This is a genomic window from Saccharibacillus alkalitolerans (genome assembly GCF_011090185.1).
GTDB classification, from domain to species: domain Bacteria; phylum Bacillota; class Bacilli; order Paenibacillales; family Paenibacillaceae; genus Saccharibacillus; species Saccharibacillus alkalitolerans.
Genome location: NZ_JAAFGS010000006.1, coordinates 134,533 through 158,630, shown reverse-complemented (window position 1 = coordinate 158,630; position 24,098 = coordinate 134,533). Strand labels below are relative to the sequence as shown.

At 58.5% G+C, this 24,098-nt stretch carries 18 protein-coding genes; 6 read left to right on the top strand and 12 right to left on the bottom strand.

Annotated features, from left to right (window positions below; genetic code table 11):
• The first annotated feature begins 18 nt into the window (after positions 1-18).
• From GYN08_RS17170 to GYN08_RS17160, 3 genes are all read left to right on the top strand, one after another.
• Positions 19-693: an acetoacetate decarboxylase family protein gene (locus GYN08_RS17170; RefSeq protein WP_166276680.1), complete on the top strand. Its 675-nt coding sequence runs from the start codon at positions 19-21 to the stop codon at positions 691-693.
• Positions 694-828: 135 nt separating this feature from the next.
• On the top strand, positions 829-2,247 hold the full coding sequence (locus GYN08_RS17165; RefSeq protein ID WP_166276677.1) for an aldehyde dehydrogenase: 1,419 nt from the start codon (positions 829-831) through the stop codon (positions 2,245-2,247).
• Between the two features lie 212 nt (positions 2,248-2,459).
• Positions 2,460-3,176, top strand: a complete 717-nt coding sequence (locus GYN08_RS17160; protein WP_408015077.1) for an S-layer homology domain-containing protein — start codon at positions 2,460-2,462, stop codon at positions 3,174-3,176.
• A 99-nt stretch (positions 3,177-3,275) separates the two neighbouring features.
• Here the strand turns inward: GYN08_RS17160 and GYN08_RS17155 are convergent, their stop codons facing one another.
• From GYN08_RS17155 to GYN08_RS17100, 12 genes are all read right to left on the bottom strand, one after another.
• Positions 3,276-4,148: a CHAD domain-containing protein gene (locus GYN08_RS17155; protein WP_166276671.1), complete on the bottom strand. Its 873-nt coding sequence runs from the start codon at positions 4,146-4,148 to the stop codon at positions 3,276-3,278.
• 232 nt (positions 4,149-4,380) lie between these two features.
• On the bottom strand, positions 4,381-5,307 hold the full coding sequence (locus tag GYN08_RS17150) for an NADP-dependent oxidoreductase (RefSeq protein WP_166276668.1): 927 nt from the start codon (positions 5,305-5,307) through the stop codon (positions 4,381-4,383).
• A gap of 206 nt (positions 5,308-5,513) precedes the next feature.
• Positions 5,514-7,538, bottom strand: coding sequence for a beta-galactosidase (locus GYN08_RS17145; protein ID WP_206023812.1), 2,025 nt, complete (start codon positions 7,536-7,538; stop codon positions 5,514-5,516).
• A 708-nt stretch (positions 7,539-8,246) separates the two neighbouring features.
• Positions 8,247-9,125 carry a carbohydrate ABC transporter permease gene (locus GYN08_RS17140; RefSeq protein ID WP_166276661.1) on the bottom strand — a complete coding sequence of 293 codons (879 nt, stop codon included), beginning with the start codon at positions 9,123-9,125 and terminating at the stop codon, positions 8,247-8,249.
• A 42-nt stretch (positions 9,126-9,167) separates the two neighbouring features.
• Positions 9,168-10,058 (bottom strand): ABC transporter permease, encoded by an 891-nt coding sequence (locus tag GYN08_RS17135; protein ID WP_166276658.1) that lies wholly within the window; start codon positions 10,056-10,058, stop codon positions 9,168-9,170.
• A gap of 167 nt (positions 10,059-10,225) precedes the next feature.
• Positions 10,226-11,914, bottom strand: coding sequence for a type 2 periplasmic-binding domain-containing protein (locus GYN08_RS17130; protein WP_166276655.1), 1,689 nt, complete (start codon positions 11,912-11,914; stop codon positions 10,226-10,228).
• Positions 11,915-12,030: 116 nt separating this feature from the next.
• Positions 12,031-13,671: a response regulator transcription factor gene (locus GYN08_RS17125; RefSeq protein ID WP_166276652.1), complete on the bottom strand. Its 1,641-nt coding sequence runs from the start codon at positions 13,669-13,671 to the stop codon at positions 12,031-12,033.
• Between the two features lie 27 nt (positions 13,672-13,698).
• The gene (locus GYN08_RS17120; RefSeq protein ID WP_166276649.1) at positions 13,699-15,471 is read right to left on the bottom strand and encodes a sensor histidine kinase; all 1,773 of its coding nucleotides are present in this window, start codon (positions 15,469-15,471) and stop codon (positions 13,699-13,701) included.
• 214 nt (positions 15,472-15,685) lie between these two features.
• Positions 15,686-17,419, bottom strand: coding sequence for a methyl-accepting chemotaxis protein (locus GYN08_RS17115; RefSeq protein WP_166276646.1), 1,734 nt, complete (start codon positions 17,417-17,419; stop codon positions 15,686-15,688).
• A 135-nt stretch (positions 17,420-17,554) separates the two neighbouring features.
• Positions 17,555-18,307 (bottom strand): amino acid ABC transporter ATP-binding protein, encoded by a 753-nt coding sequence (locus GYN08_RS17110; protein ID WP_166276643.1) that lies wholly within the window; start codon positions 18,305-18,307, stop codon positions 17,555-17,557.
• Between the two features lie 24 nt (positions 18,308-18,331).
• Positions 18,332-19,000, bottom strand: coding sequence for an amino acid ABC transporter permease (locus GYN08_RS17105; protein WP_166276640.1), 669 nt, complete (start codon positions 18,998-19,000; stop codon positions 18,332-18,334).
• 162 nt (positions 19,001-19,162) lie between these two features.
• Positions 19,163-20,005, bottom strand: coding sequence for an amino acid ABC transporter substrate-binding protein (locus tag GYN08_RS17100; protein ID WP_166276638.1), 843 nt, complete (start codon positions 20,003-20,005; stop codon positions 19,163-19,165).
• Between the two features lie 357 nt (positions 20,006-20,362).
• On the opposite strand from GYN08_RS17100, the gene GYN08_RS17095 reads away from it, so the two are divergent.
• From GYN08_RS17095 to GYN08_RS17085, 3 genes are all read left to right on the top strand, one after another.
• Positions 20,363-21,457 (top strand): AI-2E family transporter, encoded by a 1,095-nt coding sequence (locus tag GYN08_RS17095; protein ID WP_166276635.1) that lies wholly within the window; start codon positions 20,363-20,365, stop codon positions 21,455-21,457.
• 235 nt (positions 21,458-21,692) lie between these two features.
• On the top strand, positions 21,693-22,787 hold the full coding sequence (locus tag GYN08_RS17090; RefSeq protein WP_166276632.1) for a YsnF/AvaK domain-containing protein: 1,095 nt from the start codon (positions 21,693-21,695) through the stop codon (positions 22,785-22,787).
• Positions 22,788-22,955: 168 nt separating this feature from the next.
• The gene (locus GYN08_RS17085) at positions 22,956-24,098 is read left to right on the top strand and encodes a YsnF/AvaK domain-containing protein (RefSeq protein ID WP_166276629.1); all 1,143 of its coding nucleotides are present in this window, start codon (positions 22,956-22,958) and stop codon (positions 24,096-24,098) included.

Sequence of the window (24,098 nt, the reverse complement as noted above, 5' to 3'; positions counted from 1 at the left end):
CGCAAAGGAGCGGAAATTATGAAAATCACCGAACCGCCCTGGCATCTGACCGGAACGGCGCTGGTCGTCGGTTTTCCGGCTCGCCCGAACCGCAAGCAGCGGGACGTCTCCGCTTCCGCTTCCGGTTCGACTCAATCGCCTGGCAGGGCGATCGGCGGGGCGGGCGCGGTCGTGCTGGCCGATTACCGGACGTCTGACGTCGGTCCTTACCGGGAACTGCTGATAGCGCCCGGACGCTTTCGTTCGGGGACCGACACGGGGCATACGATCACCCGCATCTTCGTCGACTCGGAAGCGAGCGCCGTATCCGGACGCGCCAACTGGGGCATTCCGAAAGAAACGGCGCTGCTGTCGGCGGGTTTCGCCGCGGACGGAAGCTGGCGATTCTCCGCGGCTTCGGCGGACGGGAACGAGGGCGGCAGCGGCGATGCGTTCTTTTCGCTGACCGCCCGGCCTTTCGGGCCCTCTTTCCCGGTTCCGTTCGGCCGCCTTCCGTTCCGTCTGCTGCAGGAAGAGGGCGGGCTTCGCTTCCTGACCCGGCTCGGCGGCAGCGCCAGAGGGCGATTTGCCAGGATCGAACGGGTATGGTCGGACCCTTCGGTCTTCCCTTTTCCCGATCGCAAGCCGCGAATCGTCTTGCTGCTGGAGACGTTCGCGCTCGTCTTCCCGCCGGCCGAGCTGCTCGATCCCTGAACGAAGTTTGCGCGTTCGGACCGTTCCCTTTTCGGCGAGTTTGACATTGCTCCCGCCGAAGCCCTATATTTTTTAGAGAATGTTTATTGGTGATTTCTGGTTTTCGCATTCCATTCCCCAAGGAGGTCAACACGTATGATCGCAAAGGACATGATTGCAAAAGAATGGAGTTCCGAGGAAGTCGCGGCAATGCTCGAGGAGCATCGCGCCTTCTACGATACCGACCGTACCCGCGGTTATAAATTCCGCATGCGCCGTCTGGAGAAATTGAAAGCGGCCATTCAGCGCTACGAACCGGCTCTGATCGAAGCGCTGCAGGCGGATCTCGGCAAGCCCGCTTTCGAATCTTATTCGACGGAGATCGGCTTCGTGCTGAACACCATCACCGAAATTTCCAAGGAACTGTACCGCTGGTCCAAGCCGCAGCGCGTCGCCACGCCGATGTCGCTCGCGGGCGGAAGCAGCTTCGTGATCAACGAACCTTACGGCACCGTCCTGATCATCGGGCCGTTCAACTATCCGTTCCAGCTCGTGATGGAACCGTTGGTCGGCGCGATCGCGGCCGGCAACTGCGCCGTCATCAAGATGTCCGACAGCACGCCGAACGTCTCCGCCGTCGTGAAGCAGCTGCTCGGCGACGTCTTCGAAGACCATTACGTCCGCGTGCTGGACGGCGGCAAAGACACGGTCAACGCGCTGATCAACTCGCCGTTCGACTACATCTTCTTCACCGGCAGCACCGAAGTGGGCCGCATCGTCGCTGAAGCGGCGGCCAAGCAGCTGATTCCGGTAACGCTCGAGCTCGGCGGCAAAAGCCCGGCGATCGTCGACAAACAGGCCGATATCCGCATGGCGGCCAAACGCATTATCTGGGGCAAGCTGGTCAACGCCGGTCAGACCTGCATCGCGCCGGACTACGTGCTGGTGCACGAAAGCAAGAAAGTGCAGCTGCTGATCGCCATGAAGAACGCGATTCGCGAATTCCTCGGCGAAGACATGTGGAGCAGCCCGGACTTCGGCCGGATCGTCAACGAACGGCATTTCGACCGGCTGACCGCGATTCTGGAAAAAGACAAGGACCGTATCGCTTTCGGCGGAAACGGCGACCGCGAGACGAAGTTTATCGAGCCTACGCTGCTGGATATCGACTCTTGGGACGCGGCCAGCATGCAGGAAGAGATCTTCGGACCGATCCTGCCGGTGCTGACGTACGAAGACATCAACGACGCCATCCGCCAGGTCAACAGCCATCCGCGTCCGCTGTCGCTCTATCTGTTCACGACCGACGAGGCCGTGCAGGAACGCGTGCTGGACAAAGTGCCGTTCGGCGGCGGTTGCATCAACGATACGCTGCTGCATATCTCGAACCCGAACCTGCCGTTCGGCGGCACCGGAGCTTCGGGCATGGGCGCTTATCACGGCGTATACAGCTTGACTACGTTCTCCCACCAAAAGAGCATTTTCAAACGCCCGTCCGCGGAGAGCGGCACGACGTTTCTCTTCCCGCCTTACGGCGAGGAGCAGATGGCGCTGATGAAAAAAACGATGAAATAAGGCGAAGCAGGCCGAAACCCTATAAGAGCTTCACAGAAAAAAGCCGTTTCCTCCGGATTCCCCGGCGGAAGCGGCTTTTTCTCGCGCGGGTTCCGAGCGGAAGTTTCGCGAGGCCGGCCGGAAGACAGCCGGCTTTCCGTACTCCCCTTTCCCTGCAACCTTTTCGCCGGCGCGCCCGTCTGGAAGGATAACACACCCAATCGAAGGAGGAGATCGAAATGAACAAAAAAGGTCTGACTTCCGCATTGGCCGTATCGGTATTATCCCTCTCGCTCGGAGGCCGGCTGTTCGCGGCCGGCGCGGACTTCGGCGATTTGAGCGGCGTCGCCGGCCGCGAAAAAATCGAATCCCTCAAAAGCGAAGGTCTCGTCAAGGGAGTGAGCGATACGTCTTTCAACCCGAAGGCCGCTCTGACGAACGCGCAGGGCATTCAGTTTATCGCCGGCGGCCTGCGGCTCAGCCTGGCGGCCGTTACGTTCGAAGCCGGCAAAGTACCGACGGCAAGCGATCTGTTCCCCGCCGCGAGCGACGATGCCTGGTACGCCGAAGCTTTCGTCAACGCGCACTTTAACGGCGTAGAGATTCCCGAATCCGTCGATCCTTCGGCTCGGATGACGAAGGAAACGTATACGCATTACCTGATGCAGGGGCTCGAAAAAGCCGGCAACCTCCCGCTGATCAACATCAAACCTCAGCCGATTGCCGACGAAGGCGAATTGACCGCGGAATATCAAGGTTCCATCCAGCGCGCTCTCTTCCGCGGCATCGTCCAACTCGACGCCGACGGCGAGTTCCGCCCCAAAGCCTCGATCACCCGCGCCGAAGCGGCCGTCATGCTGTACGACGCGCTCGAGTTCCTGAAGCGCCAGCCGGATGCGCCCGCTCCGCTGCCGGAAAATCCGGGAGGCCCGGAACGGCCGGCCGAATAAGTCCGGCTGCCCGGAGTTTCGGCGGAGCGCGCAAGTAAAGGCCGACCGCTCCCGCTTCCTTTTCGCGCAAAGAGGCTCCCTCTCGGGAGCCTCTTTCCTTTATAGTTCGCCCACTTCGGCCATCGCTTCGCGCAGCTGTTCGTCCAGCCGTCCCCGGAAGCTGCTCCAACTGCTCTCGTCCGCGCCGAGCGCTTCGGGACCGTAATCGTCCGCGATGACGATCCGCACATGCCGGTCGTTGACTTCGCCGAGCTGCTTCTGGATCAGCTTGAACTGTTCCGCTTCCTCGGCCTGCTTGTCGTCGATCGCGAATTCCGCCGCCTCCGCCGTATATCTGCAGCGCTTTGCCGCGATTCGCACCTGATGCAGCGCATCGAGCGCTTCGTTGCTGTACCGGCCTTCGCGGTCGGCGGTCACCTGATAGAAATGGCGACGCTTGCGGTAATCGTCTTTCAGATCGCGCAGGCTGCCGCGAACGTCCGCGCTGCCGGCGAACTCGGGCAGGTCCTTTTCGAGAAAAGCTTTCCACCGGCGGTCAAGCTTGCCGTTCACGATCTTCGGCAGCTTGCGGCTCAGCTTTTTGCGCTGGTCTTTCCGTTCCTCTTTCTCCAGCTTTGCCATCCGTTTGAACAGCGAAGCTTCCTCGTCCCGCCCTTCCTGCTTGGCCTCTTTCCGCAAAGTCTTGAACTCGCCGATCAGCACGTCCGCGTCCCGCACGCGTCCGAAGCGTTTTTGCGCCTGCTTGATCGGCCGGTACAATCCCGTTTCGCCGTCGGGCTCGAGTACCGTCAGCAGGGTCAGCAGCTTGCGCGCGCTTACCCGGGCCTGGTGCACGTCTTCCTCGTCGTAGTCTTTCAGCGCGGCCCGGCTCCGCTTTCGAAATTCCGCATACAATCCTTCCAGCGCTTCGCGCCATTGTTCGACCAGATCCGGCGCGGCGACCGCTCCGGCTTGTTCGCGTTCATTTCCCATGACATTCGACTCCTTCGCTAGAGATTCCCTCTGTGTTCTGTGCGCGCTGTCTATCTGTATCATTACCCGAAAAAGGCAGCGCCGCGATGACATTTTGCAACAAACTCCGTCGGGAATGATCCGTATCCGGAATCGTTTGCCCGCGAAAAAAAGCACGGCCGCCCTCACCGCGTACAGCGGCAGGAAACCGTGCTTTTTTCGCAAATCGGCTGTTCCGTTCTTTTTTCCCGTCTTATTTCTCGCGAATGACGATCTTGCCGACGGCGTGATGACTCTCGCTCTTCTCATGCGCGTCGCGCACGCCCTGCTCGTTCAGCCAGTAGGTCGAATCGATGATCGGCTTCAGCTTGCCCTGATCGGCGAGTTCCGCCAACTTCTCGAGCTGATCGCCTTTCGGTTCCATCATGAAGTGTGTCGCTTTAACGCCGAGGTCTTTGGCCAGATGTTCGTCGGGCTTTTCCAACAGCGAGACGAGGCATCCGCCCGGCTTCAGCACTTTGAAGCTTTTGTGCTGAATGTCGCCGCCCATCGTGTCCAGCACCATATCGTAATCCGAGAGCACCTCGGAGAAGTCTTCTTTTTCATAGTCGATAAAACGGTCCACGCCGAGCGTATTCAGCAGTTCCGCATTTTTGCCGCTCGCCGTCGAAGCCACTTCCGCGCCCAGGTATTTGGCGATCTGGATCGCCAGCGAACCGACGCCGCCGGAGCCCGCGTGAATCAGCACTTTGTCGCCCGCTTTGACTTTGCCGTGGTCCACCAGCGCCTGCCACGCCGTAAGACCGGCCAGGGGAACCGCCGCCGCTTCCTCATAGCTCAAGTTCTCGGGCTTTTTCGCTACTACGTCGGCATCTACCGCCACATACTGCGCATACGTGCCAAACGTTCTCGGACGCGCAAATACCGGATCGCGGGGCTTGAAACGGCTGACGTTGTCGCCCACTTCCTTGACGATGCCCGCGACGTCGCCGCCCAGAATCAGCGGAAACTCGCCGGCCGCCTCTCCCATCGCGCCTTCGCGAACTTTGGTGTCCACCGGATTCACCGATGTGGCATACAGCTTGATCAGGACTTGGTTCGCATCGATCTTCGGTTCGGGTACGCTCTGCTCATGCAGCTTGTCCGGTCCGCCAAACTCTTCAATCACGATTGCTTTCAAATTATCCTCACCTTTCTGTAGCAGGTTGGTCTTGCTTCCAATGCTATTACCCTGTCGGATTGTTAAGACCCTGTAAAATCGAAAAAACCCTTCTTCCGGAACGGAAAAAGGGTTCGAACGGGCTTGTTTCATCGATGTCAAGCCGCAAACGGCGTTCGCGGGAACCGGGTCTCAAGCCGAGTCGCCGGGTAAAACCCGTAAAGACGCTACTTCCGGCGGCGTTCCAGCACGCGGATCTCGTAAGGCGTCAGTTCCAGCTCCGTTCCGGCAGGTTCCCCGTTCTCCAGGTCGGAGTATTCGCGGCCGTCCAGCGGGAACGTCACGGCTTCCGGCGTATAATTTTGCACGAAGACGAAGTCGCTCTCGCCGTCCGTGCGCAGATGCGCCGACGTGCCGGCCGGCAGCCGGACGTCCAGCGTCCGGACGATGCCGGTCTGCCGGACCAGCGCCGCGTAAAAATCGTCGTTGAACGTACCGCCGATACGCGCCGCCACGTAATACGCGCGGCCGTCGCCGAAAGCGTTCACCGTCAGAGCCGGACGTCCGGCGTAGAAATCGGAGGCGTATTCGCCGAGGCTCTGCGCGCCCTCCAGGTGAATCAAGTCGCACAGTTCAGAAATTTCGTATTCGCCGGCCAGGCCGAGATCTCCGCCGCCGTTCGGACGCAGCGCGTTCCGGTCCCGGTCGTGCAGCCCTTCCAGCTCCTCCGACCAGATGCCGAGCACTTGACGGAGAGGCCCCGGGAATCCGCCCAGGAAGCACAGATCGGTCTCGTTCACGATGCCCGACCAGTACGTGACGACGAGCGTGCCGCCTTGCCGGACGAACTTTTCCATCCGCTCGCCCACGCCTTCCCGCACCATGTACAGCATAGGAGCAATCAGCAGCTTGTACTTGGAAAAGTCGGCGTCCATGTTGATCACGTCCGTCGGCACGCCCAGCTTCCACAGCGCTTCGTGGTGCTTCCGCACCGTCTCTTCGTACTTCACGCCGATGTTGCGCGGGCCCTGCGAGTCCTTGACCGCCCAACGGTTCTCCCAATCGAAAATGATCGCGGCTTCCGCCGGCACCGACGTGCCGACGATCCGGTCCATGCTTTCGAGCGCCCTGCCTACGTCCGTCACGTCCTTGAACACGCGCGTATGCTCGTGGCCGACATGGTCGACGACCGCTCCGTGCAGCTTCTCGCTGGAACCTCGGCTTTTGCGCCACTGGAAGTACTGCACGCTGTCCGAGCCGTGCGCGACCGCCTGCAGCGACGACAGCAGATGCATGCCCGGCCGCTTCAGCTTGCTCACGTCCTGCCAGTTGGTCAGGCTCGGCGTGCTCTCCATCAAAAGGAAAGGCTGCCCGCCCTTGATCGAGCGCACGATATCGTGCATCATGGCGATTTTGGCTGCCTGATCGGAGTCTTCGTCCGCGTCGTGCCACGTCGGATAGCTGTCCCATGACAGAAAATCGAGAACGTCCGCGAACTTCCAATAGTCCAGCCCTTCGTAGAACTCCATGAAATTGGTCGTGACCGGCAGATCCGGGTTGATCGCTTTGAGCGGCGCCGTCTCGTGCTTGATGAAGTCGACCGTGCGCTGCGTGACAAAACGGCGCCAGTCGAGGTTCATCGCGTGCACCTGCTTTTCCCCGTGCGGCGCGGGCGATTCCACCTGCGACCAGTCCGTCACCGTATGGCTCCAGAACGTCGTCCACCAGGCGTGGTTCAGCTCGTCCAGCGTGCCGTACTTCTCCTGCACGAACTTGCGGAACTCCGCCTGGCACAGTTCGCAGTGGCAGTCGCCGCCGAACTCGTTGGAGATATGCCAGCCGATGACCGCCGGATGGTCGGAGTAGCGTTCGGCCAGCTTGCCGTTGATGATCCGCGTCTTCTCGCGGTACACCGGCGAAGTCGGGCAGTGGTTGTGCCGGAAGCCGAACAGGTTGCGGACGCGGTTCTCTTCGGTTCTCAGCACTTCCGGGTATTTCTGCGCCATCCAAGCCGGACGCGCCGCGCTCGGCGTCGCCAGCAGCGCATAAATGCCGTTCGCCGCGAAGCGGTCCAGCACTCCGTCCAGCCAGTCGAACGCGAAGACGCCTTCTTCCGGTTCGAGCATCGCCCACGAGAAAATGCCGACGGACATGACGTTGCATTTCGCCAGCTTCATCAGGCGGATGTCTTCTTCGAGCACTTCCGGGTAGCGGAGCCACTGCTCGGGATTATAGTCGGCTCCGTGCAGCATGTGAGGGACTTTGCCGCTCACGGGCGGATAAACGTAGGTCACTTGTTTCACTCTCCTTTTTTTATGGGAAGCTTGTTGAGGCGGGAGAGAAGGACGGCGGCTCGGAGGGCGCTGCGGACAAAGGAGGCTTCGATCGCTGTCGAAAGTCGCTTCCCTCTGATTGGATGAAACAAGCCGGATGCACGCCGCCGTCCTTCTCTCTTAAAATCGGGAAACCTTACCGCGCTTCGCTCCCGCTGCCGGCGGGGGAAGTTTCCTCCTTTTTCGCCGTTCGCGAAAAAGGAGGAAGAGATAGAAGGCCTGGGGAACACGGGAGGTTCCGGGTAGGCGGCGCCGAGTTATCCTTTAAATCATTCGCCTTTGATTTCCATTCTCCTGGCGCTCCTTTCCGTCAGAAACGAGCCGCGATCATCCGATCCCGTCTGCCGCGGGCGGACAAACGCCGTTCATCCCTCAAAAAAGGGAGAACACCGACGCCGGGGCGACCGGATTACGCTTTCGCGAAAGAAGCGGACACCCGCGTACCCAGCGGAGGGGCGAAGGAGTCGAAGGTCGCCTTTGGACCCTGATTGTCACCGCCGAGTCTTTTATTCCAATCGAAAAATCAGGGGGAGACAGCGACCGCAGACCCTTCGCCCCGCAGCGCCTTCGTACGCGCGATCTCCGCTTCATTCGAAGCAGCAGCGGATTCCCGGAATGACAGCCGGCTCAGCCTTTCACCGAGCCGACCGTCATTCCTTTCACGAAGTACTTTTGCAGGAACGGATACACGATCAGGATCGGCGCGCTGCCGATAAAGATCTGCGCGGCTTTGACCGTCGTCTGCGAAATCAATTCCATTTCTTTCGGATTCACGCTCATGGAGCTCATATCCTGCTGGATAATGACCGTCTGCAGGAACGTCGCCAGCGGGAAATCCTTGGCGTTATTCAAGTAGAGCAGACCGTCGAACCAGGAGTTCCAGTGGAACACCATGCTGAACAGCGCGACGGTCGCGATGGAAGGCATGGAGATCGGCAGGAAAATGCTGAACAGCGTCCGGAAATGGCCCGCTCCGTCGATCAGCGCCGCTTCCTCCAGCTCTTTCGGAATCCCGCGGAAGAAATTCAGCATCAGGATGACGAGGAACGTGTTGACCGCACCCGGCAGGACAAGCACCCAGAACGTGTTGATCAGGCCGAGCTTTTGGATCACGATGTAAAAAGGAACCAGGCCGCCGTTGAAGATCATGCTGAACACGAAAATCCACGAGTACACGTTGCGGCCTTTGAAGACGCTGTTTTCCTTCGACAGCGCGTAAGCGGCCAGAAAGGTGATCAGCAGCGTGATTGCCGTGCCGACGACCGTCCGCAGCACGGATACCCAGAGCGAGTGCAGGAACAGCGGATTCGCGGCGGTCTTTTTGTACGCTTCGAACGAAAATCCGACCGGCCACAAACCGACCAGGTTGGCGTCCGCGGCCGATTTCGCGCTGAGCGACACGGCCAGCACATGGATCAGCGGGATGATGCACAGCACCGCGAGCAGAATCAGGAAGCAGGTATTGAATACGTTGAATATCCGGTAGCCTGTCGTTTTATGATACATGCGAACCCCTCTTTCAAACCGCGCCGGGGCGCGGAGGTTGAATTAGAAAATGCGATAGCCGGCCCATTTGTAAGCGAGGCGGTACGAGATCAGGATCAAGACCATGCTGATGACCGACTTGAACAAGCCGATGGCGGTACCGAAGCCCATTTCGCCGTTCAAGATGGCCGTGCGGTACACGAACGTATCGATGATGTCGCCTTTTTCGTACACAAGCGGGTTGTACAGATTGAAAATTTGATCGAAGCCGGCGTTCAGCACGTTGCCGAGCGCGAGCGTGCCGACGACCATCAGAATCGGGATCAGCGACGGCACGGTGATGTGCAGCGTCTGCTTGAGTCGGGTCGCGCCGTCGATCTCGGCCGCCTCGTACTGCGACGGGTCGATGCCGGCGAGCGCGGCCAGGAAGATGATCGTGCTGTAGCCGAATTCTTTCCAAATGTCCGACAGGATGACCGTGAAGCGGAACCAGTCGTTATCCCCGAGGAAGAAATAAGGACCCAGTCCGAAAAATCCGAGGAAGCGGTTCACCAGCCCTCCGGTAGCGAGCAGGTCGATCAGGATGCCCCCCAGGATGACCCAGGACAGGAAGTGCGGCAGATACACGAGCGTCTGGATGCCGCGCTGGAGCGCCGTTTTGCGTATTTCGTTCAGCAGAATCGCGAATACGAACGGGACGATCAGGTTGAACACCAGTTTCAATACGGCGATAAACAGCGTATTCCAGATGACCTGCACGCTGTCTTCGCGCTCGAACAGGTAGCGGAAATTATCGAGCCCGATCCATTCGGAACCGCCGATGCCGAGCCACGGTTTGTAATCCTGAAACGCCATGACGATGCCGCCCATCGGGATATAGCTGAACAGAATCAGGAAGATCATCGCCGGCAGCAGCATAAGGTGGAACGGCCAGGTTTTTCTTAATGTTCTCAAACGAAACTCCTCCTTCGACTAAAAAAGGGCATGGGAAAGCAGAGGCCGCAGGGTAACTCCCCTGCCGCCTCCGGTTTCCGCGCTTGCCGCAAAGCGCTTTGATTGTTGCCCTCCCCCGGCACCCGCCGCCTTCGCGGCGGGCCGGATCGGAACCTGCGAATCGCGGCTTACTTTTTGACCTGATCGTACCAGTCGTTGACCTCCTGCGTAATCTGGTCTCCGCCGCCCGCTTTCCAGGTGCTGACGAACTCGTCGAACGCGTCCGCCGTTTTTTTGCCGTAAATGATCTCGTTGAACATCTGGTTCTCCATTTTGTTCAGGTAATCAAGCTTCGTCTTCATCGTATCCGTCGTAGGACCCGTAAACATATTTTTGAACGAGATGTCATCCTGCGCCAGCAGCACCTCGGCCGCTGCCGGCGTCTCCGGTCCGTAGTTCACGGCCACGTCTTTTTCCAGCTTGGTCTTCGGTTCGCTGCCTTCGGCCAAGCTCTTCAGCGCCTTCATCTGGGCATCCGGAATCCGGGCGCCGTCGCGAACGAGCAGATAGCGCACGCTGTTAACGTATCCGCCGTCGATGTTGTCGATCGGCACCTGTTTGCCGCTTGCGTCCAGTTGATAATCGTAACCCTCGAACAATCCGTTATCGTACGGGCTGCCCGGCTCCGGATTCGCGTAGTTGTCGAACAGATAGTTCTGGTAAGTGAAGAACGCTTCCGGGTGTTCCATGCCTTTTTTGATCAGCGTCACGCCGTTGGTGAACTGCGTGCCGTGTCTCATCGCTGTGCCGTCCGGACCCGTCGGAATTTCGATCGGCTTCCATACCGCGTTCGGCGCGTTTTTGACCGTGTCTTTCAGCGGCCAGCCGCTCATCCAGTAAGGCCCCGGAATGATGCCCGCCGTGCCGGCGAAAGCCGGTTCCGCCGTTTTGTTCTCGTCCCACAGCGCCGCTTCCTGCGGAATGTAGCCTTTTTGCAGCCATTCGCTCAGCTTCTGCAGGCCTTCCTTCATGCCCGGTTGGATCGAGCCGTAAGCCAGTTTGCCGTCTTCGCCGACGTTCCACTGCTGCGGCAGCGTGCCGTAAGCGCCGAAGATCCAGGACGGATCGCCCATCCACGTATTCATCGACGTTTTGAAGCCGATGCTGAGCGGAACGACTTTGTCCGGGGACAGGCCGTCCGGGTTCTGGTTCTTGAACGCCTCCATGACTTTCTCGAGCTCGTCGATCGTCTTCGGCGCTTTCAAGCCCAGCTTGTCCAACCAGTCCTGGCGGATCCACAGGATGTAGTCGTGGTTATACGCGTAATCGAGCACAGGAATGCCCATCCGCTTGCCGTCTCTCATATAAGCGTTCCAGACGTTCGGGTCCTGGTTCATCGCTTCTTTCCACGTCTCGGACGCGTATTTGTCGAACAGCGGCCCCACTTCTTCGTACATGCCCGAGTCGATCAGGTCCTGCGCGATCTGGTTGTCGCCCGTGCCGATCGTCAGAACGTCCGGCATATCCTGTCCCGAAGACATCGCGAGACGAAGCTTGGTGCCGAAAGCCCCGTTCGTATCGGTCACCGACCACAGCGACTTGATGTCGATGCCGAACTGCTCTTTGGCCCATTTAGTCGCGACGCTGTTTTCGATCGTTTCGCCGTTTTTGAATTTCAGCTCGGGATCGATGCCCCAGGCCGTCGAGATCGTAACCGGCGGATCGTATTTTTCTTTGTATACGTTTTCAACGCTTGGCGAAGCGCTGGTCGAACTCTCTTCCGTCTTGCCTCCTCCGGAGCAGCCTGCGAGCGTGCTCGCCAGCATAACGCCGGCGGCGACCAGCGGCAGCCATCTTTTGCCGGATTTTGCCTTCATTTGATTTCCCCCTCGTTTGTTCTTTCCTGCTTCTTTATTATAAAATCGGGGGGCCCGGGCTTCCTATGTCGCTTTTGCAACATTCCTGCACCTTTTGCAACCTGTTCGTTTCAGCTTTACTCCCTGAATTCATTGGGCGTCATGCCGTATTGTTTTTTGAACATTTTGCTGAAGTACTGCGGATTCTGATAACCCAGCTCGCTCGTGATTTCATAGATCTTTTTGGAAGAGTGCTTCAACAAATGGGCGGCGCGTTCCATTCTCATGCGAATGATGTAATCGCCCAGCGCTTCGCCGGTTTCGGCTTTATAAATTTTCGACAAATAGACGGGGTGCAGATAGACCTGATCGGCCAGCGTTTTCACGGACAGATCGCCGGACAGGCCCGCTCCGACCAGTTGGCGGATCCGGCTGACCACTTTGCTCCGCCCTTCGCCGACGCCCTGCGACGTCTGTTCGGCATAACCGTCCAGCAGCCCGAGCGCCCAACCGCGCAGCCGCCCCGGATGTTGAACGATTCCTCGGGCCAATACGGGATCGAAGCCTTCTTCGCCGCCGATCTCTCCGATCGGCTGTCCTTCGCGATGCGACAAGAACATGAAAGCGTTCGTTGTCCATAAATAGATCTCGTACATCGGCGGGCCGGCCAGCCCGCTTTTCTCCGCGGCACCGAACACGCCCTCCATTTTCGCCTTCGCTTCCTCCCACTGATGCGACTCCAGCAGGTGCAGCAGCGTGGGCGGCGCATACATCAACTCGGCCACGCAGCCCCGCCCTTCCTCTGCGGAAGAAGCGGTTCCCGCTCCCGCGCGTTCGGAGGCCGAAGCGAAGACGGTCCGCCCTTCCCCTACGGCTGCATACAGCGAACCCAGCGTCTTGCGATAGGCCGCTCCCGGGCCCGCCCCGCCCAATTCGAACACGCCGGAGACGGCAATGGACAGTTCCCCTTTCAAATAAAGGCGAATATGTTCGCGCAGCGTATCCAGACGCCGATCTTTCCCCCGTGCCGTCTCCTCCAGGCTTCCCGCTTCGCCGTCCGTTCCCGCCTGCAGCAGCAGCACAAGACAGCCGTGCGGTCCGCTCCCGTGCCAAAGCGGCTGGCCGCGCAGCACTTCTCCCGCGATATTGCCCGCCGCAAAGTCCATCAGCTCGAGCGACTGCGCATCCATCGACGCCAGGCGTCCTTCCAACCGCGCCAGCAGCAGCAGCGTCGGTTCGCCCGCCCGCAGCGGCAGTTCGTACGCGCGCAGCTGCTCGTCCAGCGCCGGCCCGCCGAATTCCCGCCCGAGCATCAGCTCGTGCAGCAGGTTTTCTCGCAGCACCTTGTAATCCGATTTCCGGCTGTACAGCAGCCGGTGAACTTTGTCGAACTCGTCCCATTCTTCCCGCAGCGACCCGATCGCCTCCGATACGGCGGCAATGAATTCGTCGTCGTCCACCGGCTTGAGCACATAATCGCTGGCCCGCAGCTGCAGCGCTTTTTTCGCGTAGGCGAAGTCGCTGTGACCGGTCAGCAGGATGCATCGCACGCCCGGCCAGCGCCGACCGATTTCCTCGACCAGCTGAAGTCCGTCCATGCCGGGCATCCGGATATCGGTCACGACAAGATCGACGGCTTCCTCTTCCATGATGCCCAGCGCCTCCGCGCCGGAGGCGGCGCGGCGTACGGCGCTTACCCCTATTTCTTCCCAAGGAATCGTAAGTTCCAGGCTTTCCGTGACATATGTCTCGTCGTCGACGAGCAGCACTTCGATCATTCGGCTCTCTCCTTTTTCGCGTCGATCCTATACGAGCCGCTTCCGCGCGGCCGTCTCTCCGTCTTCCGGCGCTTCCGATTCTTCGCTCCAATCCAGGGTCACCGCAAGCCCGCCCAGCGTCGATTCCGCGGTATGGACGCCGGCTCCCCGTCCGCAGCGCAAATGCAGCCGCTGATTCACGTTCCATAGACCGCATCCGGTCTCTTCGCTCATCGGTTCCGCCAGCCGGCGTTCCAGCCTTTCCCTCCCCGCGGCATCCAGTCCCAGGCCGTTGTCCTCCACCTTCAGCACCGCCCGTCCGTTCTCGTACGAACCGGAGATGCGAATCATTCCCGCTTCGGCTTGGGGTTCGATGCCGTGAATGACCGCGTTTTCGACCAGCGGCTGCAAAATAAGCGGCGGCACGTATAAATCGAGCATTTCTTCGGGCAGTTCGACGACATAGTCCAGCCGGCTCATGCGCATTTTCTGAATTTCCAGATAATGCTGCACGAATTCCGTTTCTTCCCGCAGCGGCACCAGCTCCCTTTCCTGCCGGGTCGTATAGCGGTAATAACGCGACAGGCTGTGCGACATCGCCACGACGGCGTCCATCCGCCCGAGCTTGGCCATGCTGGTGACGAACGACAGACAATTGTAGAAGAAATGCGGATTGATCTGCGACTGCAGCTGCTTGAGCCGCGCTTCCTTGACATGCAGCTGCTCCAAATAGACGTGTTCGAACAAGTTCTGAATCTGTCCGACCATTTGATTGAAGCGTTCGGACAGGAAGCTGAACTCGTTGCGTCCCCTCGGCTTAATCCGCACCGCGTAATCTTCCCGCTCCAGCCGCTGGAACCCCCGAATCAACTGGCGAATCGGAATCTGCACCTGAACATAGAGCAGATAGGCCGCCACCGAGCCCATCACCAGCAGAGTCAGAATCGACGAGTAAAAAAGCAGATTCGACTTGCGGATCGGCGCCAGCATATCGGCCATCGGCATGTAATCGATCAGATACCAGTCCGTCTCTTTGGAGAGCGCGATACTCACCATGTACGGTTCCCCGTCCAGATGAACCGTCAGGTTATCGCTGTCCGGCAGAGGCGAAGCTTTCAACTTTTCCAACAGCCGTCCGGTCAGAACGCGATCCGACGTCCGATTATGGATCACGCCGGTATCCGGCTTATAGTAGAAAGGATCATGCCTCCCGTCCGTCTTGAACTTGTCCAGCATATTTTGGATATTGCGGCTGTCGAACTCCAGTTCGACGATCGTTTCCGCATTTTGCGCCGGATCGGAAATGCCGTAAGGCGCGACCGTAAACCACGAGAACCGGAAAATTTCTTCCTCCCCGTCCCTGTCCCTGCGTACCTGCCAGCCCGGCTTGATCTCCTGCTGCAGGGCGTCGGGATCGTAGGAACGCGCATCGTTTTCGGTAATGACCCGTCCGAGCGACGGCGAATACAGCGACAGGCGGCTTTTCCAGTTCGACGAGCTCTCCTGGATGCTCAGTTTGTTCTGGATTCGCTTGACCAGATTAATTTCGTCGAGATTGAAGTAACCGCCGTTTACGTACATTTTTCGAAAGCTTTCGATGTCGGGGTCGTGAATCAGCAGATTGGGCCACGAAGCAAGCAGTTCGATATCGGTATTGACCTGATTTTGAAAAAAGCCCAGCTGATTGCGATTCGACTCGCCGAGCTCCTGCTTCAGTACATCCGTCGTCGTTTTGTTGGAGTAACCGTACAGCAAAGCGACGGGAATCCACATCAGGGTCAAAATCAAGATCGTCTTGGTAAAAAGGTTGGTGCGGGGCATCGGAGTTTCCTCCCTCTCGGATGAATGCCGTCAGGCTGCGCCTGAGCGAGCTCTGCAAGCTTACTAATTGTAAGCGTTAACAAGGAAGGTGGCAATAGCACATTCGCAACATTTCGGCTGTTTTAATAACGAAAAAAGGCTCCCGAAAGGGAGCCCACGCTTTCCGAACCGATAAGGTCGTCCGCCTGCATGCGGCAGGACCGGAAGTCTTCGATCAAATTTTGAATTTCGCGATCAGTTCGCTGAGTTCCACGGCCATCGCGTTCAGGTCTTCCGAAGAGGAAGATACGCTGTCCAGCGACTCCCGCTGAATCTGGGACGCCTGCGTCACTTCGATCGCGCTGCCCGCGGAGTCTTTCGCGATGCCGGCCAGTTCCGATACCGAAGCGGACACTTCTTCGGAACTTGCGGACATCTGCTCCGTGACGGCGGACATGTCTTCGGTCTGCGTCGACACGCTGTCGATGGCCGTCTCGATGCGGCGGAACGCTTCGCCCGTCTGTTCCGACAGTTCCAGGCCCGTCTGCACTTCCTGGATGCCTTCTTCCATCAGCACGACGGCTTCGTCGGTCTCCCGGATCATCAATCCGAGGATGCCCGAGATTTGGCCGGCGGACTGCGCCGACTGGTCGGCGAGTTTGCGCACTTCCTCGGCGACGACGGCGAATCCTTTTCCGTGATCGCCGGCTCTGGCGGCTTCGATAGCGGCATTCAATGCCAGCAGATTCGTCTGGGACGCGATGCCGGAGATCAGCTCCGCGATGCCTTCGACTTCGCGGGAACGTTCCTGCAGCTGGCGAATCCGCGAAGCGGAACGTCCCACGGATTCGCTGATCGCCGACATCTGCCGAGCGACTCGAGCGATCGATGCGCCGCCCGATCCCGCTTCCGTTTTCATGTCGGAAGCCGCTTCGGATACGCCGTAAGCCGTCTGCGCGATTTCTTGAATCGCCCGGGACATCTCTTCCATGACTCTGGCCGTCTCTTCCGCCGCCGTTTCCTGGGTACGGGCGCCGCGGCTGACCCGCTCGGCCGTCTCCACGACTCCATCCTGAATGCGTACGTTCTGTTCCACGCCGCTCTTCAGAGCCGCGGACGATTCGGCCGCCAGCTGAGCCCGGCTCTGCACGCCGGAAATAATGCTTTTCATCTCATCGGCCATTGCGGCAAACTGACGGTTCAGATCGCCGAAGTCGTCGCGGCGTTCCGTATGAAGCTCAACGTTCAGATCGCCGTCGCTCATCTGTCCGATCGCTTTGAACAAGTCGCGAACCGGCTTCATCATCCGGCGCATCAGCACGAATTGGATCGCCAGCACGAAAACCGCGCAGAGCGCCAGCACGAGCAGGGAAGTCGACAAAAGCTGCTTTGTGTTCGCGGCGATATCGGCTGCGCTGATGTCGATCCCGAGGACGGCAATGACTTCTCCCGAATCGTCAGTGACCGGCTGGAGCACGCTCACCCAACTGCCGTAAATATCGGTATACACATTCGTGCCGCTCGGAGCCTTTTGTTCGATGACCTTCTGTATGACCTTCTGCATCTCCGCCGGGTTTTCGTACAGGGTTCCCGGCACCATGCCGTCTTCAATCAGGTGGCTCGGCGTACCGACTACCTGCTGGGCGCCGTTTTCCACTTCGGCACTGAATACATAGGCCTGCGCCACGTTCGGATTCGTCTTCGACACGTCGTCGAGCAGCGCGGTCAGCTGCTTGCCGACCTCGTTATCCGGTTTTGGGTCCTGCGCTGCCTCGGCAATCAGTCCCGCTCCGATCTGCTCGCGGACATAATTCGATACCCCTGCATATTGAGTACGCAGGTTGTCCAGGGCCATTTTCTGCTGCATCTTGACATTAATGCCGGTGAGCAGACCGCCGACGAGAAAAATTCCGATCGTGATCATCAGCATGTTTTTCGCGAAAAAGGTGAGCCTGAGCTTTCGTTTCATTTCTTTTGCCCCTTTTATTCGTGGTTTCTTATAGTCTTGGATATTTTCGACATAAATAGCCATTTTCTAAAGAGCAGATCCAAATTAAAACAAAAAAGCCGCCCGAAAGGGCGGCTTGCCTGGCCTAGAAATATTTCAAAGTTCTTTTTCCGTCAGCAGGTTCAGGAACTGCGCGGCGCGCTCGCTGGAAGGATGCTTCAGCACCTGCTCCGGCGGTCCTTGTTCAAGGATCACGCCGTCGTCCATAAGAACGACGGTATCCGCGGCTTCGGCGGCGAACTTCATCTCGTGCGTGACGACGACCATCGTCATGCCTTCGGCCGCCAGCTGCTTCATGACTTTCAGCACTTCGCCGACCAGCTCGGGATCGAGCGCGGAGGTCGGCTCGTCGAACAGCATGACGTCGGGGTCCGTCGCCAGCGCCCGGGCGATGCCCACGCGCTGCTGCTGACCGCCGGAGAGCTGATGCGGGTAGACGTCTTCCTTGCCGGACAGGCCGACCTTGGCGAGCAGCGCCGCGGAACGCTTGCGCGCTTCTTCCTTGCCCTTTTTCTGCACGACGATCTGGGCTTCCATCACGTTCTCGATCGCGGTCTTGTGCGGGAAGAGATTATACGATTGGAATACCATGCCGGTGCTCTGGCGCAGCTTCAAAGTCTGCTGCTTGCCCGGCTTGCGGCCGCCGTCGAAGCCGATTTCCGTGCTTCCCAGCTTCAGCGAACCGGCGTCCGGCGTCTCCAGCAGGTTCAGGCAGCGCAGCAGCGTCGTTTTGCCCGAGCCGGAAGGCCCGATAATGACGAGCACCTTGCCTTTTTCCAGCGACAAATCGATGCCCTTGAGCACCTGCAGCGACCCGAACGATTTATGCAAATTGCGAATTTCGATCATGGGACTTCTCTCCTTTCCGGCCGGTTAACGGGTTGAAAAGCGGGCCAAGCGCTTCTCCATGACATTTTGAGCCACGGTAAGCACGCTGCATAGAACGAGGTACAGCACGGCGACTTCGCAGTACAGCAGCAGCGGCTCGTACGTGGTTGACGCGATCTGCTTGGAGACCTGAAACATCTCGATCACCGTAATCGTATACGCGAGCGACGTATCTTTGACCAAACTGATAAACGAGTTGGACAGCGGCGGCACGGATACGCGGGCAGCCTGCGGCAGAATGATTCGGAGCAGCGTCTGGCCGCGCGTCATGCCGAGCGAGTATCCGGCTTCCCACTGCCCGTTCGAGATTGATTGAATCGCGGCGCGCACGATTTCGGAATTGTAAGCGCCCATATTCAGCGTAAAACCGATAATGGCGGCCGGGAACGGATCGAACTTGATCCCGATCGTAGGCAGTCCGTAGAAGATGATGAACAGCTGCACGAGCAGCGGCGTGCACCGGATAATCCAGACGTAAATGCCCGCGATTTGGCTCAGCACCGGAATCTTCCACAGCCGAACGAGCGCGACGACGATCGCCAATGCCAGCCCTAGCACGAACGAAATCAGCGTCAGCGTAATCGTATACTGCAGACCGGCCTTGATCATCGGCCACAGCGAATCGATCAAAATTTGAATTTTACGGTCGTCCATATTTCTTGTCACTCCTCTCCAGATCCGGGCGAAGCTTCAGACAAACGAAGCGGGGCTTTCCCTGGACCCGCGGCGCGAATCCGGGATAGCCCCGTGCGGTCAAAGCCTGCACAGGCTTCTTCCGTATCGTCGGTCCGGCTTGAAGCCGGCCCTCGATGTCGATTATTTCGAAACGTCTTCGCCGAAGTATTTCTCGGAGATTTTCGCGTAAGTGCCGTCGCTGTGCATGTCGGCCAGCGCCTTGTTCGCGGCTTCGACGAGTTCCGGACTGTTTTTCGCGAATACGGCGCCGCTCTGCGATGCGTCGTCGGCTTCGGCAACCACTTTCAGCGCGATGTCCGGCTTTTGTTTTTTCAGATCCAGGTACGACAGGTTATCGTTGATCGTCGCGTCGACGCGGCTGGAGTTGAGCAGGTCGATCGCCTGGTTGAAGCCTTCGATCGGCACGATTTCCGCGCCGTGGGACTTCGCGATATCGGCCAGGTTGCTGGTCAGCGACTGCGCGGACTTTTTGCCTTTCAGGTCGTCCAGCGACTTGATGTCCGTGTTGTCTTCGCGCACGATCAGGACGGCGCCCGAAGAGATGTACGGATCCGAGAAGTCGTATTTTTCTTTGCGGTCGTCTCGGATGGATACTTCGTTGAACACCGCGTCGAAGCGCTTGGCGTCGATGCCCGCCAGCAGGCTGTCCCACGGCGCTTCCACGAATTCGGCTTCCACGCCGAGACGCTTGGCGATTTCGCGGGCGATATCCACGTCGAAGCCCGTCAGTTCGCCTGCGGCGTCGTGGAAAGTGAACGGCGCGTAAGTACCTTCCGTTCCGATAATCATTTTGCCTTCGGACTTGATTTTTTCCAGAGAGTTCGATGCGGCGGCTGTCGTTTCTTCCGACGAACCCGCGTTATTCGTAGCGGCCGTGCTGCCGTTTCCGTTATTGCTGCCGCAGGCGGCGAGCATCAGGATCGTCAGGATCGCGGCAAGGCCGAGCAGAGTCGCTTTTTTCATAAGTAAATTCCTCCAAATGGATGATAATGACCGGGCGAGCGTCCTAGGTTCCAAGACCGTTGGCACGCGTTTAGGTCGTGCAAGATTGAATTTTAAACTCTTACGTTATGAAAGTCAATGGTTTTTCGTACAATTCCAATTAAATTCATCGGTTTTAAAAAACGGCCGAAAACCGCCTTTTTCCGCGATTTGCGCTATCTTCGACCGGTACGGCGTAAATCTCCCGTTTTTCGTTTAAATATAAATAGATTCGCTTGCTTGAGCCATACATAGTTAAGAATTCCGGTCTTTTCCTGTGTCCGGACGGGCGGCTTTCGACGATATAACCGGCGCAAGACGCGCCATAGGAGGACGTTCATGTTCAAAAATCGCTTTTTCGTTGTCGGTGCGGGCGTTGCCCTAGTGCTGCTCATCATCCTTCTGGGAACGATGGTCAAATTTATTTTCACGCCGGTCGTTTCGCTGGTCAGCTCGCTGGTGGTGCCGCTGTTGATCGCCGCTTTCTTCTATTATCCGCTGCGTCCGCTGGTTCGTTTTCTCGAACGAAAGAAATGGAAGCGATCCTGGTCGGTCATGCTGATCTTCGTCGCTTTCATTCTGCTGATCGTCGGCGCTTCCCTTTGGGTATGGCCGACACTTCGCGACCAGATCGAAAGCTTCGTCACCAATGCGCCTCAGATCGCGCAGGATGCGGTGTACCAGGTGCAGCAGCTGCAAAATAACCCGACGATCAGCCGTTTTGTCCCGAACGACGCGACCCAGAATCAGGAGCTGCTCGACCGGCTGTCCGGCGTGCTGGACGCTTCGCTGACCTGGCTGTCGGACAACCTGACCAATATGTTCTCGTTCGTTTCGAGCTTCGTGCTGGTCATCGCGACGTTCCCGATTCTGCTCTACTTCCTGCTGCGGGACGACAATAAATTGTCGCCTCAGTTGATGAAAGTGTTCCCGGAAAAAAACAAAGAGGACGGCAAAGCGATGCTGGGCGAAATGGACGACGCGCTCAGCGGCTTTATCGCCGGTCGGGTCATCGTCAACTTGATGCTGTGCGTGCTGCTGTATATCGGTTTCCTGATTATCGGCCTGCCTTATTCGCTTCTGCTCGTCATTATCTCTTTCTTCCTGAACTTCATTCCGTTCATCGGAGCATTTCTCGCGGGCGTGCCGGTCGGCATCGTCGGCTTGATCGAATCGCCGAGCATGGCTATCTGGTCGATCGTGATCGTCATCGTCGCCCAGCTGATCCAGAACAATCTGTTGGAACCGCTCGTGTTCGGCAAGCAGCTCGATATGCACCCGCTGACCGTCATCGTCCTGCTGCTCGTCGGCGGAGACGTCATGGGCATTCTGGGCATGCTGATCTGCATCCCGATTTATATGGTCGTCAAGATCGCGATCCGCCACGGCTATCAGATGTACGTCAAGAGCAAAATTAAGCAAACGCTGAGCTGAGCAAAGCCGCCTCCCTTCTGTGGGGGCGGCTTTTTTTAGTTTGAATCATTTTTCAAAAAAATATTGACTTTTAAATTAATTCGTGTCTAACCCGTTTATATTTTTCCGAGACGTTTAATTATGAAGCGTGGAAGGAAACATCGAAGCCCTTTGAAGAAGCATCGATTCATCGAAAAGAACGAGGACGAAATTTGAACTCAAAAATGATTACCAACAACGAGGAGGCATCATGGACATGAGTAAAAAAATCGTAGGTGTGTTCAATTCGGAAAGAGACGCTTCCAGCGCAATTCAAGCTTTGAAAAGAACAGGTTACAACACGGACGACATCTCGGTCGTAACCCGAGACAAGAAAGACATGCGCAAGCTTGAAGACGAGACCGGCACTATGGCGCCGGAAGGCGCGGCTGGCGGCGCGGCTACGGGCGGCGTGCTCGGCGGCATCGGCGGACTGCTGGCGGGACTCGGAGCGCTGGCCATTCCGGGAATCGGGCCGATTCTGGCAGCCGGACCTCTGGCGGCCACTCTGGCAGGCGCGGCGGTCGGCGCGGCCGGCGGCGGACTGGTCGGCGGATTGATCGGTCTCGGAATTCCCGAGAACGAAGCCAAGGAATACGACGAAGCGGTCGACAACGGCAACATTCTCGTTATCGTGGATACGGAAGAAGCGAATCGCAGCGAAATCTCTCGCATTTTCCGCGACAACAATTCCACTAACAGACGTTATGACGACGAATATGCGTCGGATCGTACCGATGCGGCCATGAATTCGACGATGAACGATACGACGGCTCAAGACCCGATGTATCGCGATACTCCGGCCATGGGCGCGAGCAACCTCGACGCCAACCGCATGGATACCGCGCCGATGGGCGAGCGCGGAATGGGAATGAAAGACGAATCCCTTCTCGACGACGAAGCGCGGCGCATGCAGCTGAGAGAAGAACAGCTTGATATCAACAAAAATACGGTGCGCAGCGGCGAAGTCGAAGTACACAAAGACGTGATCGAAGAGCAGGCATCCGTGGACGTACCGGTGAATCACGAAGAAGTCGTGATCGAACGCCGTTCCGTAGGCGATATGCCGACCGACCAACCTGTCGGAATGGACGAAACGATCCGCGTTCCCGTAAGCGAAGAACAAGTCGAAGTCAATAAGCGCAACGTCGTAACCGGCGAAGTCGAAGTGCATAAACGCAACGTGCAGGAAACGGAGCAGGTACGCGATACGCTGCACCGCGAAGAAGCACGAATCGATAAAGACGGAAATCCGCAAGTTCTGGAAGGCAGCGAAACGCTGAGAGAAGGAGCGCCTTCGAGAAGACGCTAACATCCAAGGCGGCGGCGCGAGACCGCTTCGCGCCGGTTCCCCCTTCCAATCTGAACAAGCCCGGCAGCGCGCCCGGGCTTGTTCGCGTATCGCCGTAAAATCGTACGTACGTTTCAACCGCGGCGATGCGGCTTGAATCCATGTTCGCACAAAGAGGAGGACGACTGCATGACGGATAAAGTGGTAGGCGTATTTCTGACGGAACGGGAGGCTTCCGAAGCCGTCGAAGACCTGAAACGGTACGGCTATTCGGGAGACGATATCTCGATCATCGCAAAAAACCGCAAAGATACCGAAGCGCTTAACGAACAGACCGGGACCAAGGCGCCCGAAGGCGCGGCCGGCGGCGCTGCGGCCGGCGGCATTCTCGGCGGCGTAGGCGGTCTGCTCGCCGGCCTCGGCGCGCTCGCGATTCCCGGAATCGGGCCGCTGCTCGCGGCCGGACCGATCGCGACCACGCTGGCGGGCATTGCCGTAGGCGCCACCGGCGGCGGCTTGGTCGGCGGTCTTATCGGGCTCGGCATTCCCGAAGACGAAGCCAGAAGTTACGACGAACATGTAGGCGGCGGCCGCCTGCTGGTCATCGTGGAGGCGGGCGAAGGACATCGGACAGAAGTCGAGAACATCTTCCGCAATCATTACGCCTTGAATCATACCCAATTCGGCGCCGAAGAGAACGGATCCAATCTCACCGCCGAATCGCCGCGCCCTATGCCGAGCGCCGTCGATTCCGCCGCGCCGGTCAGAGAAGACGCGGGCTTCGACCGCAGAGAACGCTTCGACGATGCGGCCGGTGCGGACCGCGCCCCGGCGGCGTCCCCTTCTTCCGGCGAAGAAACGATGCAGCTTCGCGCCGAACAGCTCGAGATCGACAAGCATCGGGTGCGCACGGGCGAAGTCGACGTTCGCAAAGAAATCGTCCGGGAAGAAAAAACGATTACCGTGCCCGTTACGCACGAGGAAGTGGTCATTGAACGCCGCGCCGTCAACGACATGCAATCCGACGAATCTGCCGGCCGGGACGAAACGATCCGGATTCCGGTCAGCGAAGAACGGATCGAAGTAAACAAGCATAACGTCGTGACCGAAGAAGTCGAAGTCGGCAAACGCAGCGTCGAAGGCACCCGGCATATCGAGGATACGGTAAAACGCGAGGAAGCCCGCGTGGAGCGGACGGGCCGGGCCCCGCTCGAAGAATCGGCACCCCGTCCTGCCGACGTATCGGGCAATCCCGCCTATCGCGGCGACAATACGGTCGATGCCGGAGGAACGTCCGGGCTGCCTCCGCGCAGCGAACGGCCTCGCCGTTAA

Coding starts and splice junctions, on each gene's coding strand:
- GYN08_RS17130 (WP_166276655.1), bottom strand. CDS start 11,914: ATGAAGGCAAAATCCGGCAAAAGATGGCTGCCGCTGGTCGCCGCCGGC.
- GYN08_RS17145 (WP_206023812.1), bottom strand. CDS start 7,538: ATGCTGCACGGAGCCGACTATAATCCCGAGCAGTGGCTCCGCTACCCG.
- GYN08_RS17170 (WP_166276680.1), top strand. CDS start 19: ATGAAAATCACCGAACCGCCCTGGCATCTGACCGGAACGGCGCTGGTC.
- GYN08_RS17120 (WP_166276649.1), bottom strand. CDS start 15,471: ATGCCCCGCACCAACCTTTTTACCAAGACGATCTTGATTTTGACCCTG.
- GYN08_RS17105 (WP_166276640.1), bottom strand. CDS start 19,000: ATGGACGACCGTAAAATTCAAATTTTGATCGATTCGCTGTGGCCGATG.
- GYN08_RS17085 (WP_166276629.1), top strand. CDS start 22,956: ATGACGGATAAAGTGGTAGGCGTATTTCTGACGGAACGGGAGGCTTCC.
- GYN08_RS17115 (WP_166276646.1), bottom strand. CDS start 17,419: ATGAAACGAAAGCTCAGGCTCACCTTTTTCGCGAAAAACATGCTGATG.
- GYN08_RS17110 (WP_166276643.1), bottom strand. CDS start 18,307: ATGATCGAAATTCGCAATTTGCATAAATCGTTCGGGTCGCTGCAGGTG.
- GYN08_RS17155 (WP_166276671.1), bottom strand. CDS start 4,148: ATGGGAAATGAACGCGAACAAGCCGGAGCGGTCGCCGCGCCGGATCTG.
- GYN08_RS17090 (WP_166276632.1), top strand. CDS start 21,693: ATGAGTAAAAAAATCGTAGGTGTGTTCAATTCGGAAAGAGACGCTTCC.
- GYN08_RS17125 (WP_166276652.1), bottom strand. CDS start 13,671: ATGATCGAAGTGCTGCTCGTCGACGACGAGACATATGTCACGGAAAGC.
- GYN08_RS17100 (WP_166276638.1), bottom strand. CDS start 20,005: ATGAAAAAAGCGACTCTGCTCGGCCTTGCCGCGATCCTGACGATCCTG.
- GYN08_RS17140 (WP_166276661.1), bottom strand. CDS start 9,125: ATGTATCATAAAACGACAGGCTACCGGATATTCAACGTATTCAATACC.
- GYN08_RS17095 (WP_166276635.1), top strand. CDS start 20,363: ATGTTCAAAAATCGCTTTTTCGTTGTCGGTGCGGGCGTTGCCCTAGTG.
- GYN08_RS17165 (WP_166276677.1), top strand. CDS start 829: ATGATCGCAAAGGACATGATTGCAAAAGAATGGAGTTCCGAGGAAGTC.